The sequence below is a fragment of the Amycolatopsis sp. NPDC059235 genome, assembly GCF_042754125.1.
In the GTDB taxonomy this organism is placed as follows: Bacteria; Actinomycetota; Actinomycetes; order Mycobacteriales; family Pseudonocardiaceae; genus Amycolatopsis; species Amycolatopsis albidoflava.
On sequence record NZ_JBHZAG010000022.1, the window covers coordinates 86,612 to 98,868 of the forward strand.

The 12,257-nt window shown below is 70.3% G+C and carries 12 protein-coding genes; 5 read left to right on the forward strand and 7 right to left on the reverse strand.

What is annotated here, in order from left to right; translation table 11 throughout:
• Nucleotides 1-30: 30 nt before the first annotated feature.
• Entirely contained in the window at nt 31-2,082 is a 2,052-nt protein-coding gene (locus ACFXI3_RS17115) for an ATP-dependent DNA helicase (RefSeq protein WP_344271588.1), read from the forward strand.
• A gap of 57 nt (nt 2,083-2,139) precedes the next feature.
• Nucleotides 2,140-2,472, forward strand: coding sequence for a hypothetical protein (locus tag ACFXI3_RS17120; RefSeq protein WP_067593690.1), 333 nt, complete (start codon nt 2,140-2,142; stop codon nt 2,470-2,472).
• 382 nt (nt 2,473-2,854) lie between these two features.
• Here ACFXI3_RS17120 and ACFXI3_RS17125 read toward each other — a convergent pair whose 3' ends face one another.
• The 4 genes from ACFXI3_RS17125 to ctaD form a co-directional block, all read right to left on the reverse strand.
• Nucleotides 2,855-3,259 (reverse strand): OsmC family protein, encoded by a 405-nt coding sequence (locus ACFXI3_RS17125; protein WP_344271578.1) that lies wholly within the window; start codon nt 3,257-3,259, stop codon nt 2,855-2,857.
• Nucleotides 3,260-3,310: 51 nt separating this feature from the next.
• Nucleotides 3,311-4,084, reverse strand: a complete 774-nt coding sequence (locus ACFXI3_RS17130) for a peptidyl-tRNA hydrolase (RefSeq protein WP_344271575.1) — start codon at nt 4,082-4,084, stop codon at nt 3,311-3,313.
• Nucleotides 4,081-5,310, reverse strand: coding sequence for a phosphoserine phosphatase SerB (gene serB / locus ACFXI3_RS17135; RefSeq protein ID WP_344271572.1), 1,230 nt, complete (start codon nt 5,308-5,310; stop codon nt 4,081-4,083). Before serB ends, ACFXI3_RS17130 begins: the two co-directional genes overlap by 4 nt.
• A 426-nt stretch (nt 5,311-5,736) precedes the next feature.
• Nucleotides 5,737-7,509 (reverse strand): cytochrome c oxidase subunit I, encoded by a 1,773-nt coding sequence (gene ctaD / locus ACFXI3_RS17140; RefSeq protein WP_344271569.1) that lies wholly within the window; start codon nt 7,507-7,509, stop codon nt 5,737-5,739.
• Between the two features lie 135 nt (nt 7,510-7,644).
• On the opposite strand from ctaD, the gene ACFXI3_RS17145 reads away from it, so the two are divergent.
• The gene (locus ACFXI3_RS17145; RefSeq protein WP_378400265.1) at nt 7,645-8,475 is read left to right on the forward strand and encodes a phosphotransferase enzyme family protein; all 831 of its coding nucleotides are present in this window, start codon (nt 7,645-7,647) and stop codon (nt 8,473-8,475) included.
• Here the strand turns inward: ACFXI3_RS17145 and ACFXI3_RS17150 are convergent.
• Nucleotides 8,468-9,205, reverse strand: coding sequence for an alpha/beta fold hydrolase (locus ACFXI3_RS17150; RefSeq protein ID WP_378400267.1), 738 nt, complete (start codon nt 9,203-9,205; stop codon nt 8,468-8,470). The two genes, ACFXI3_RS17145 and ACFXI3_RS17150, sit on opposite strands and share 8 nt — an antisense overlap.
• A 50-nt stretch (nt 9,206-9,255) precedes the next feature.
• Between ACFXI3_RS17150 and ACFXI3_RS17155 the strand changes: the two genes are divergently transcribed.
• Entirely contained in the window at nt 9,256-9,780 is a 525-nt protein-coding gene (locus tag ACFXI3_RS17155) for a GNAT family N-acetyltransferase (protein ID WP_378400269.1), read from the forward strand.
• Nucleotides 9,781-9,853: 73 nt separating this feature from the next.
• Here the strand turns inward: ACFXI3_RS17155 and ACFXI3_RS17160 are convergent, their stop codons facing one another.
• The gene (locus ACFXI3_RS17160; protein ID WP_378400271.1) at nt 9,854-11,260 is read right to left on the reverse strand and encodes an MFS transporter; all 1,407 of its coding nucleotides are present in this window, start codon (nt 11,258-11,260) and stop codon (nt 9,854-9,856) included.
• A 26-nt stretch (nt 11,261-11,286) separates the two neighbouring features.
• Here ACFXI3_RS17160 and ACFXI3_RS17165 point away from each other — a divergent pair, with 26 nt between their 5' ends.
• Nucleotides 11,287-11,820 (forward strand): CGNR zinc finger domain-containing protein, encoded by a 534-nt coding sequence (locus tag ACFXI3_RS17165; RefSeq protein ID WP_378400273.1) that lies wholly within the window; start codon nt 11,287-11,289, stop codon nt 11,818-11,820.
• A 10-nt stretch (nt 11,821-11,830) separates the two neighbouring features.
• Here ACFXI3_RS17165 and ACFXI3_RS17170 read toward each other — a convergent pair whose 3' ends face one another.
• Nucleotides 11,831-12,136 (reverse strand): hypothetical protein, encoded by a 306-nt coding sequence (locus ACFXI3_RS17170; protein ID WP_370934697.1) that lies wholly within the window; start codon nt 12,134-12,136, stop codon nt 11,831-11,833.
• Nucleotides 12,137-12,257 lie beyond the last annotated feature (121 nt).

Below are 12,257 nucleotides of genomic sequence, written 5' to 3' on the forward strand. Positions count from 1 at the left end.
TGTCGGACCTGGCGGCTATCGTGTCTCGCTGTGCCCGCCCGAACCGATTTCCCCGGCGTCCTCGAACTCCTCACCCACGCGGTGGAGTCTGTCGGCGGCGCTGAACGCCCCGGCCAGGTGAAGATGGCCGATGCCGTCGGCCACGCCATCCGCACCGGCGAACACCTCGCCGTGCAAGCGGGAACGGGCACCGGCAAATCGCTGGCGTACCTGGTGCCCGCGATCCGGCACGCGGTGGAGAAAGACACCACCGTCGTCGTCTCCACGGCCACCATCGCGTTGCAGCGCCAGCTGGTCGACCGTGATCTCCCGCGGCTGGCCAAGGCGCTCAAGAAGCCGCTCGGGCGCGAACCGACCTTCGCGATCCTCAAGGGCCGCCGCAACTATCTGTGCCTGCACCGGCTCGACACCGGCCCGGCCGACGAGCCCGAGGACGCGCAGCTGTTCGACCCGTTCGCGGTGTCCCGGCTCGGCAAGGAAGTCACCCGGCTGCACGAGTGGACGTCGGACACCGAAACCGGCGACCGCGACGAGCTGGTGCCCGGCGTGTCCGACCAGGCGTGGCGGCAGGTTTCCGTCACCGCAAGGGAATGCCTCGGCGCCGCGAAGTGCCCAGTCGGCACCGATTGCTTCGCCGAGCGCGCGCGAGCCGAAGCGGGCCGCGCCGATGTCGTGGTCACCAACCACGCGCTGCTGGCCATCGACGCGCTGCAGGGCTACCAGGTGCTGCCAGACCACGACCTGGTGATCATCGACGAGGCGCACGACCTGGTCGACCGGGTCACGTCCGTCGCGACCGGCGAACTCACCAGCGCCATGGTCTCGGCCGCCGCGCGCCGCTGCGGAAAGCTGATGGACGCGGGAATCGCGGACCGGCTGCTGGAGTCGTCGGACGGGCTCGCGCTGATCCTCGACGACATCCCGTCCGGAAGGCTCGACGCGCTGCCGAAGCCGTTGCAGGGCGCGATCCCGGCGGTGCGTGACGCGGCGAAGGAATGCCTCACCGCGCTGGGCTCGGATCGCAAGGAAGACGTCGGCGAGGCGACCGCGCGCAAGCTGGCTCGGTCGCTGCTCGAAGAAGTGCACGACACCGCGGTGCGGCTGCTCGACGCGTACGACGAGGATCTGGCTCACCAACGGGACGTCGTCTGGCTGACTGGGGACAAGTACTCCGCGAATCCGCGACCGCCCGCGTTGAAAGTCGCGCCGCTCGGCGTCGCGGGGTTGTTACGGGAGCGCGTGTTCAACCAGCACACCACCGTGCTGACCTCGGCGACGCTCACCCTGGGCGGCGAATTCGACACCATGGCACGGCAATGGGGCCTCCCGCCGAGCGGCGCGCGCGTGGTGAAGTCGCCGGGCACCGCCACCGACAAGGAAGCCCCCTCCGACGAGGACAACGGCCCGAAGTGGACCGGGCTGGACGTCGGCTCGCCGTTCGACCACCGCCGCAACGGCATCCTCTACCTCGCCAAGCACCTGCCGCCGCCCGGCCGTGACGGGCTCGCCGAGTCCACAATGGACGAACTGGCCGCGCTGGTCGAAGCCGCGGGCGGCCGGACGCTGGGCCTGTTCTCCTCGATGCGCGCGGCGAAACAGGCCGCGGAGGCGATGCGGGAGCGGCTCGACCACCCGATCCTCTGCCAGGGCGACGACGCCACGCCGTTGCTGGTGCGGCAGTTCTCCGAAGACGCGCGGACCTGCCTGTTCGGCACGCTCACGCTGTGGCAGGGCGTGGACGTGCCCGGGCCGTCGCTGCAGCTCGTGGTGGTGGACCGGATCCCGTTCCCCCGCCCGGACGATCCGGTGTCGTCCGCACGCCAACGCGCGGTGGAAGCCCGGGGCGGCAACGGATTCCTCACCGTCGCCGCGACGCACGCGGCGCTGCTGCTGGCACAGGGCACCGGACGGCTGCACCGCTCGGTCACCGACCGCGGCGTGGTGGCCGTGCTGGACTCCCGCCTGGCCACCGCGCGCTACGGCGGTTTCCTGCGCGCGTCGCTGCCGCCGTTCTGGCCGACAACAGATCCGCAGGTCGCACGGGACGCGCTGAAGCGACTCGACGCGGCCGCGCCCGCCTGACCGAGCGCACGGGACAGGCGGGTACGGTGAGTGGAACGAACACGACAGGGAGCACCGTTGACCCAGGATTCGTCCAGCGCACAATCCCGGACCGTCAGTGTTGACGACACCGGGGTGCGGCGCCGGCTCGCCGATGGCAGCGAAGAAGCTGTGACGTGGTCAGAACTGAGCTCGGTCATGGTGAGAGTCATCCCCGACGGCCCCTGGAACGAAGACGTCTTCTTCATGCTGGTCGGCAACGACGGCAAAGGCACGGCAGTCCCGAGCGGCGACCCGGCCGCGGACGCCCTCATCGAACGCCTGCAAACCTTGCCCGGCTTCGACAACGAGAAGTTCATCGAGGCGATGACGACGGACGCCGACCAGGCGTACGTGGTGTGGCAAAGCTGAACGAGAATCCCTGAAGCCGCTCCACGCTCCGGGGCGGCGTCCGGGCTGCTGCGGCTTTCGTTGCCGAGGCTTTCGCTGACCACGGTCCCAGTCGGAAGCGCTTGCTGGACAAGGGTTGGCGAGCCGCGGCTTCGATAGATCCGGCTACCGCAGCTCGACGAGCCGAATTGCCACTACCGTCGCCACGACGCTCGGCGATCGCACCGCCCGAACCGCCCACCGCGGCTCGACAACCACACCACGCGAACCACCGCCGCGTCAGCTCAGCAACCCCGCCCGCTGCCGCGGCTCGACAACCGCACCACGCGAACCACCGCCGCGTCAGCTCAGCAACCCCGCCCGCCGCCGCGACTCGCCGACTCACCGCAAGAACCGTCGCGGCTCAAGCGGTCGGGAAGGTCTCCGTCACCGGAATGGCCTTCTTCAGCGTCCGGCTCACCGTGCACAACCGCTCGATCGCCCGGTCCACCGCACCGGCCAGCGCCTCCCGCTGGGCCTCGTCCAGGCCCGAGACGTCGACGTCGAACGCGACGTGCACCGCGTCCAGTTCCGAGGCTCCCTCGCGCCGGTCGGCCGTCACCGCGACGCGGAACTTCGAGTCCTCGCCCACCCGCCGCGTGATCAGCTGTTCCGCCGTCACCGCGGAGCAGCCCGCGGCCGCGATCTGCAGGAGTTCCGCTGGGGAGAAGGCACCCTCCGCACCGGCCCGGCCCAACCGGACTTCCGCACCGCGTTCGTTGCGGCCGACGAAGCTGTGCGTGCCTTCTCGCTGTACTTCCAAGGTCATCGGAGACGCCTTTCCACCCGTCGAATCACTGCATTGGCGCAACCGCGCCGGTCACGCCGATGTTCCGGGCTGCTGCGCCAGCACGGTGATCGTGCCGGGGTCGACCTCGGTGAAGCCCGCGTCCCGGACGGCGATCACGCGGTTGTCGCGCCAGCCCGCCTCCGGGTCGTCGACCGGGCACAGTTCCTTCCACCGCGCCGGGCTGGGCGTCCGGACCGCGACGCGGTAGTCCTTCGCCGCCCACGCCGCCAGTTCGTCGTCCGGCAGCAGCGACGCGAGGATCATCGTGGCGTGCCCGACCTGCGCGGACGCCTTGCCGACGGTCATCGGGACGTCCGGGTTCAGCATCAGCAGCGGGACGTCGGCCGGGGCCGGGCCGGGGGTGTCGGCGGGCAGTTCGCTGCCGGAAATCTGCAGCCGCGAGACCTCTTTCGGGGCCTCCTTTACGCGCCCGGGCACGAGCGCCCGCGCCTGCGCGCCGTCGACCTCGATGGTGATGCCCGGCAGGTCGAGCACCGCCTGCCAGTGCGCGCCGCGAGCCCGGCGCGCGACTTTCCGGATGCGGTTGTCGAGCCACGCCTGCACCGGCTCGGCCCATTCGCCGCCGGGCTCGACGCGTTCGTCCAGGCACACCGCCAGCGCCGCCGCGGCGGCCGCTTCGAGCAGCGCCGTCCGGCCGGGCGGTTCGGCGCGTTCGATCCGCAGGATGATCGGCATCGCGCGGACCTCGTCCGGGTCCTCATAGGAGGTGTCCGCGGTGTCCTCGGCGGGGAGGCCGAGCCACGAGGCGTACCGGCTGCGCAGCGGTTCGAGCAGAGGGTTCACGGGCGGGCCAATTCGAGTCCGTCGGCCGCGTCCGCCGCCTCGACCTCGGCGCGCGTGACCCCGAGGACGAACAGCACCGCGTCGAGGTACGGGTGCGAGAGCGCGGTGTCGGCGACCTCGCGCAGCGCGGGCTTGGCGTTGAACGCGACGCCCATGCCTGCCGCGGCGAGCATGTCGATGTCGTTCGCCCCGTCGCCGACCGCGACGCACGCGCCCAGCGGAATCCCGTACTCACCGGCGAACCGGCGCAGCGCGGTCGCCTTGCCCGCGCGGTCCACGATGTCGCCGACGACGCGGCCGGTGAGCTTGCCGTCGACGACTTCCAGTTCGTTGGCCGCCGCGAAATCGAGGCCGAGATCGTCCACGAGATGGTCGATGACCTGGGTGAACCCGCCGGACACGACGCCGCAGCGGAAACCCATGCGCTTGAGCGTCCGGACGGTCGTGCGCGCGCCCGGAGTCAGCTCCAGCTTCGCCGCGACCTCGTCCATCACGCCGGCGGGCAGCCCGGCCAGCAGCGAGACGCGCCGTTCCAGCGACTCCGCGAAGTTCAGCTCGCCGCGCATCGCGGCCTCGGTGATCTCGCGGACCTGCTCCTCGACCCCGGCGTACGCGCCGAGCATCTCGATGACCTCGCCCTGCACGAGCGTGGAATCGACGTCGAAGACCACCAGCCGCTTCGCCCGGCGCGTGATTCCCGCGCGCTCGACGGCGATGTCAATGTTGGCCTCGGGCGCCGCGTCGGCCAGCATCGACCGGAGCTCGGCGTCGGCCGCTTCGCTGTCTTCGCGCACCGAGACGTACAGCTCGAGCCCGGTCACCGGGTAGTCGGCGACGCTGCGGATCGAGTCGATGTTCGCCCCGACGCCCGCCAGCCGCCGCGCGATCTCGGAGAACGCCCGCGCCGTCACCGGACGCCCGAGCAGGACGAGCACGTGCGACGAATCGCGCCGGCCGAGCGCGAACGGATCCGCGCCGATCGCGTCGCCGATGCGGACCTCGACCTCCATGCCGACGGTCGCCATCGCCTGCTCGACGGACTCCTGGAGCCCCTCCGGGTCGCGGTAGACGCCGGCGAGCACGCCGAGCACGAGCTGCCCGCGGATGACCACCTGCTCGATGTCGAGCACGTCCACGTCGTGCCGCGTGAGCACGGCGAACAGCACGGACGAGACCCCGGGCTTGTCCGGACCGGTCGTGGTGATGAGGACGGGAGTCTGGCTCACTGGTTCGGTATCCCTCGTTCGTCTCGGCACCGACGCTTAGGCCACGGCGAGTCGGCACGCCCAGTCTGGCCTCCAGCGGCGGCGGGCAGAACGCCCCCGTGCCGCGCTTCACACCGCGGGTGCCACTAACGGGCGATGTGCGGGACTGAGAGCCGGGTCAAGGCGTGTGCTGCCGTGCGAGGTCGGGGCCCAGGACCGAGGACCACAGCGGCGGATGGCGGTCTCGGCGAAGGGCGGCCGGGCCGTCCCGGGGTGAGGCCCAGCGGCGCGGGATGGGGCGGCGCAGCGAGCAGCGAGTGGCCGGCGCGTCGGGTCAGCACCGCCGCCCACACGCCTCGACAGCCCCTCTCCGGCACGAAAAACGGCGCGTGCCCGGCCGAGAAAATCCTCGACCGGGCACGCGCCGTGCGACTGTTCCGAGCGTCGTTACTGCTCGCTCGCGTTGTCCTTGCTGTGGTCGCCCGGCATGGTGGCGTCCACGAGCTTCTGCGACGGGGCCGCGACGTGCTTGGCCTTGCCGAAGAAGCCGATTTCGCCTTCCGCGTGCAGGCGTTCGACCATGTGCGGGTAGTGCAGCTCGAACGCGGGGCGCTCGGAGCGGATGCGGGGCAGTTCGGTGAAGTTGTGCCGCGGCGGCGGGCAGGACGTGGCCCACTCGAGCGAGTTGCCGTAGCCCCACGGGTCGTCGACCGTGACGATTTCGCCGTACCGGTAGCTCTTGAACACGTTCCAGATGAACGGCAGCGTGGACGCGCCGAGGATGTACGCGCCGATCGTGGAGATCGTGTTCAGCGTGGTGAATCCGTCGCTGGCCAGGTAGTCCGCGTAGCGCCGCGGCATGCCTTCCGCGCCCAGCCAGTGCTGCACCAGGAACGTGGTGTGGAAGCCGATGAACGTGGTCCAGAAGTGCCACTTCCCGAGCTTCTCGTCCATCATCCGGCCGGTGATCTTCGGGAACCAGAAGTAGATCCCGGCGAAGGTCGCGAACACGATCGTGCCGTAGAGGACGTAGTGGAAGTGCGCCACCACGAAGTAGCTGTCCGACACGTGGAAGTCGATCGCCGGAGCGGCCAGCATGATGCCGGTCAGACCGCCGAAGAGGAACGTGACGATGAAGCCCATCGAGAAGATCATCGGCGTCTCGAAGGACAGCTGGCCCTTCCACATCGTGCCGATCCAGTTGAAGAACTTCACGCCGGTCGGGACCGCGATGAGGAACGTCATGAAGGAGAAGAACGGCAGCAGGACCGCGCCGGTCGCGTACATGTGGTGCGCCCACACCGCCACCGACAGCGCCGCGATCGACAGCGTCGCGAAGACCAGGCCCTTGTAGCCGAACACCGGCTTGCGGCTGAAGACCGGGAAGATCTCCGACACGATCCCGAAGAACGGCAGCGCGACGATATAGACCTCTGGATGGCCGAAGAACCAGAACAGGTGCTGCCACAGGATCACCCCGCCGTTGGCCGGGTCGAACACGTGGGCGCCGAGATGCCGGTCCGCCAGCAGGCCGAACAGGGCCGCGGTGAGGATCGGGAACGCGAGCAGGATCAGGATGCTCGTGATCAGGATGTTCCAGGTGAAGATCGGCATCCGGTACATCGTCATGCCGGGCGCGCGCAGGCAGACCACCGTGGTGATCATGTTGACCGCGCCGAGGATCGTGCCGAGACCGGACACCGCGAGGCCGGCGATCCACAGGTCGGCTCCGACGCCGGGCGAGTGGATGGCGTCCGACAGCGGCGTGTAGGCGAACCAGCCGAAGTCGGCGGCGCCGCCGGGCGTCAGGAAGCCGGACAGCACGATCAGGCTGCCGAACAGGAACAGCCAGTAGGAGAACGCGTTCAGCCGCGGGAACGCCACGTCGGGCGAGCCGATCTGCAGCGGCAGGATGAAGTTCGCGAACCCGAACAGGCTCGGCGTCGCGTACAGCAGCAGCATCACCGTGCCGTGCATGGTGAACAGCTGGTTGTACTGCTCCTGCGACAGGAACTGCTGCCCCGGCTGGGCGAGCTCCGTCCGGATGAGCATGGCCATCGCGCCGCCGATCATGAAGAAGGCGAACGACGAGACCAGATACATGATCCCGATCTGCTTGTGGTCCGTCGTGCGGAACAACCGCAGCAGGTACGAACCCTTTGCCGTCTCGCGCGCGGGATACGGGCGCGTTGCGATCGGCTTGGGGGCTACGGCCGTCACTCCTGCCTCCAACACTGCAACCTTGTGGTGGTCAACTTCGGGGCGCTCGGGCTCAGGCGGGCCTGATCCGGGCGGTTAAGGGGATCGTAGCCCTCGGTACCGACAGTCGCTCGCACCGGCTGGTTAGATCACCGCGTGACCGACTCGTACCGCGCCGCGGCGGTCTCCTCCGCGCTCGCCGCCGGCCGCCGGTTCGGTCTCCCCACCGGCTCCGCGCGGGTGCTGCACGAGCGCTCGAACGTGCTGGTGAGGATGGGTCCGGTCGTGGCGCGGGTCCCGGCCACCACCCGGCTGCTGCGGCCGGACGCGACCGCCTGGCTCGAGCGGGACGTCGCCCTTTCGGCCTACCTCACCGAACGTGGTGTGCGCGTCGTCTCACCGGCCGCGGATCCCCCGGCCGGACCGCATTTCGCCGAGGGTCTGCCGGTCACGCTCTGGCACTGGACCCCGCACGATCCGGACCATCGGCACGGGCCGGACGAGACCGCCCGATCGCTCGCCCGGGTCCATGCCGCGTTGCGCGATTACCCGGGCGAGCTGCCCTCCCGCGGCCCGGTCGACGAAATTCTGGACACCGTCTCCCGCAACGGTTCGCTGCTGGCCGGCTTCGCCGGCCGGATCCGCGCGGAAACCGAACGGCTCGCGGCGCTGCTGCCGTCCGGCCCGGTCCAGGCTCTGCACGGCGACGCGCACCCCGGCAACCTCATCGAGACCGCCGACGGTCCGTGCTGGCTCGACTTCGAGGACACCTGGCGCGGACCACTCGAATGGGACCTGGCGATCCTGGCGCGACAAGGCGGGCCGGAGTTCCTCGCCGCGTACCCGGGCGAAGCCGACGAAGCCGTTCTCGCGACGTGTACGCAGCTTCGCTCGCTCTTCGCGGTGGCGTGGCGCTTCTTGATCGCACAGCGTTTCCCACACCGCTTCGCCGAAGCGCGCGCCGCAGCCGTCGAATACTTCAGCTGACCCAGCCGAGGATCGCTTCGACCACGCCTGCCGGGTCCTCCAGCGGCGTCAGGTGCCCGACGTCGGGAAGGACCGCGAGAGTCGCGTCGGGCAGCGCTTCGACCATGGTGTTGGCGGCGTCGAGCGGCGTGATCGCGTCCCGCTCCCCCACGATGACGAGCGCCGGGACATCGGTTTCGCGCAGCAGGTCAACGGAATCGGGCCGGGTGCGCATCGCCCGCGCGGCCCAGGCGACTCCGGACGGCGGCTGCGCGTCGATCAATTCGCGCACGCGCGCGCGGACGTCGGCGGACGCGGTGTCGGCGAGCAGGTTCGGCAGGTTCGCGTCGGCCAGCCAGTCTTTGACGCCCTCGGCCTCCGCGCGGTTCGCGACGTCGAGCCTGGTCTGCGCGGCTTCGGGGGTGTCGGCGGTGGCTTTGGTGTCGATGAGGACCAGTCCCCCGACGCGCTCGGGAGCCAGCCGCAGGACGGCCAGCGCGAGGTAGCCGCCCATCGAACAGCCGCCGAGAACCACCTGATCGAGTTCGAGCTTGTCGAGGAGCGCGACGACGTCCGTGGCGGCGTCGGCGAGATCCGGCTCGGCTTCGGTCTCCGGCAACGGGCTCCGGCCGAGACCGCGCTGGTCGGGCGTGATGACCCGGAGACGTTCCGCCAGAGGCGCGCGGACCGGGTCCCACATGCGGGCGTCGAGCGGGAAGGCGTGCAGGAGCACCAACGGCAGTTCGGTCATGGCGGAGATTGTCGCCGTTGTCGCTTCGGTTTTTGTCGGACCCCGTCGTTATGGTCGGGGGCGTGACAGAGATCGTGACGGAAAGGCTGGTGCTGCGGCACTTCGTGGAGACCGACCGGCAAGCGGTGGTGGAGATCCAGAGCGACCCGGAGACGAACCGGTACAACCCGCGTCCGCCGGACACCGCGACCACCCTGGTGATGTTCGACAGCTGGCTCGAGCACTGGGCGGAGTTCGGCTACGGCTACCTGGCGGTCCGGGAGCGGGGCAGGCCGGAATCCTCCGACGGGTCGGAGGTGATCGGCATGGCCGGCGTGCGCAACCGGGAGTTCCGGGGCGAGAAGGTGCTGAACCTGGCGTACCGCTTCCGGCCGTCGGCGTGGGGGAAGGGTTACGCGGCGGAGGCGGCGCGGGCGTCGGTGGAGTGGGCGGAGCGGGAGATTCCGGCGATTCCGGTGCTGATCAGCGTGGCGGTGACGAACACGCCGTCGCTGCGGGTGGTGGAGAAGCTGGGGTTCACGGAGTACGTGCAAGAGGAGTACGAGGGGGCGGTTTCGCGGCATTTTCGGCGGTAAGGCGGACCCGGCCGCGGACCGCCGCCGCGGTTCGCTCGCCAGCTTGACGCGCTGGAACTCGCCGCCGGACAAGTCATCCGTCGCTGCGGCGGTTGGTGTTGTCCCGCAACAACCATCCGCCGACGAGACCGCTCACTGCCGCGATCACACCGCACAGCAGCAACACCAGCACCAGCCCGTGCGTCGCCCCTTTGCTCCCCTCCTCTCGGGTCGCGTAGACCGCTCCGGACACCGCGATTCCGAGCGCCAGCCCGAGTTGCCGGGAACTGTTCGCGGCCGCACCGGCCGTGCCGCCGTATTCCGCGGGCACCGACGCGATCGCGACCGCCGGGAAGACCGGGGACACGATGCCCGCGCCGATTCCGGTCAGGATCAGCGCCGGCAGCAGGGCGATCCAGGTCGGACTGAGCAGCACGGCGACCGCGGTCAGGCAACCGAGGCCGAGCAACGCCGTCGCGCCGCCCAGCACCCGGCCCGGCGACCTGGTGTGCAGCCGTCCGCTGATCAGCGCCGACACCACGACGAACACCACCACCTGCAGCGCCAGCACCGCCGACGTCGCCGCCGGACTCAGGCCGGTCGCGTTCTGCAGCCACAGCGAAATCACTGGCAGCGCGCCGAATCCGGCGAAGTAGTAGCTGAACGCGACGAGCAGTACGCCGACGAACCGGCGCGTCGCGAACAGACTGGTCGGCACCATCGGCGCGCCGCTACGGCGTTCCACCACCGCGAACGCCGCGATGGCAACCACTGTCACCAGGTATCCGATCACCGCGCCGGCGGAAAGCCATCCGCGATCGCCGCCGGTGATGATGGAGTAGGCGAGGCCCGTCGCGGCGAGCGAGAACGTGACGATGCCCGGACAGTCGACGCCGCGGCCGCGCGCTCGCGGGCTTTCCTTCAACGACGTCGCTGCCATGATGATCGCGACGACGCACAGGGGCAGGGAGACAAAGAAAATCCACCGCCAGCCAAGCAACTGCGCGAGCACGCCGCCGGAGAAAGTGCCCACCGCGCTGGCCACTCCGGCGACCGTCCCCCAGACCGCGAACGCCCGGGCCCGGTCGCGGCCTTCGTAGGTCAGCCCGACCAGCGGCAGGATCGTCGCGAACATCGCCGCGCCCGCGACGCCCTGCACGAGCCGCGCGGCGATCAGCTCGCCCGGCGTTCCGGCCAGGCCGCAGACGAGCGTCGCGAGGGAGAACAGGATCAGCCCGGCGAGGTAGACGCGCTTGCGGCCGAGCAGGTCGCTCAGCGAACCGAAGCCCAGCAGCAGTCCGGCGAGCGCGACGGTGAAGACGTCCACGATCCATTGCAGCTGGCCGTATCCCGCGCCGAGTTCCGTCCCGATCCCGGGCAGCGCGACGGTGACGATGCTGGTGTAGACCAGCAGCAGGAACGTCCCGACGCACGCGGCGATCAACGGAACCCAGGACGGCGCGGCGACCGAGGGTTCGGCGCGACTCGTCGAATGAGACATGCCCACGATCGTGATGTAATGGTCTTATGCCGCACAACTCTTACCACCGGAGTTACCTCAAGTTTGTGACCGGCCTCGCCAACGACCGTCCCGCGAACCTCGCCGACCTGGTCGAACGCTGGGACGAGCCGGAGATGGGCCCGGTCCCGCCGGTCGCCGGCGAGGACTTTCCCGAGGTGTGCGCTTTTCTCGACCGGTGGATCGAGGTCGTCGACGCCACGGACGAGACGGAGCGGGTGCGGCTGCTGAACGCCCTGCTGGCCGAGGCCGCCGCCTACCCGAGGATCACCGAGCACGACGGCTACAGCTGGCACCTGCACTACCGGGACGACGGGATGCGCCTGCCCGCGGTGCTGCGCGCGGTCACCTCGGTGGCGGCGGCGCAGTACCTGACATCGACCAGCCTGCACCGCCTCGGCCGCTGCGCCGCGACGGAATGCCGCCGCGCGTTCGTCGACTTCACTCGCAGCGGGACGCAGCGCTACTGCACGCACGCCTGCGTCAACCGCGACGCGGTCCGGCGGCACCGCGCGCGGCGGAAAGAAGCCCTTTCGCGGTAACGGTTTCCCCTCACCAACGCCGGTTCGGCCGACGCCGGGCCCGAGCCTCCCAGCAGGGTCGATGCCAATGCCTGCGATCCGCGACGCCGCCGGTCTCGTCCGCGGGCCAGACGACCAGGTGCGGGACGCCGGGGCGGATCTCGTGGTCGCAGCCGGGACAACGGTAAGTCTTGGCGGCCTGCGAGCCGGGGACGGTGCGCACCAGCCAGTCCCCGTCGGGACCGGATTCGCTGCGGGCCCAGCCGCTGACCGCACCGGCGTCCGGCCGCTCGCCGGAAGCGGGACGGCCTCGGCCGGGTCGATTGCGTCTGGGCACGCAGCCACGGTAACTGGGCGTCGGCGGGGCGGCCCACCAGGTGGGACCTGCGTTGTCCCGAAGGAATAGTGCCTGCTGAGCGGCGCGCCCGGGAACCGTCACGCGAATCAAACTTCGTGAT

Excerpts from the sequence above, each read along its gene's own strand:
- ACFXI3_RS17125 (WP_344271578.1), bottom strand. The coding sequence starts at position 3,259 with ATGACCTTGGAAGTACAGCGAGAAGGCACGCACAGCTTCGTCGGCCGC.
- ACFXI3_RS17150 (WP_378400267.1), bottom strand. The coding sequence starts at position 9,205 with ATGACCGAACTGCCGTTGGTGCTCCTGCACGCCTTCCCGCTCGACGCC.
- ACFXI3_RS17155 (WP_378400269.1), top strand. The coding sequence starts at position 9,256 with ATGGTCGGGGGCGTGACAGAGATCGTGACGGAAAGGCTGGTGCTGCGG.
- ACFXI3_RS17160 (WP_378400271.1), bottom strand. The coding sequence starts at position 11,260 with ATGTCTCATTCGACGAGTCGCGCCGAACCCTCGGTCGCCGCGCCGTCC.
- ACFXI3_RS17165 (WP_378400273.1), top strand. The coding sequence starts at position 11,287 with ATGCCGCACAACTCTTACCACCGGAGTTACCTCAAGTTTGTGACCGGC.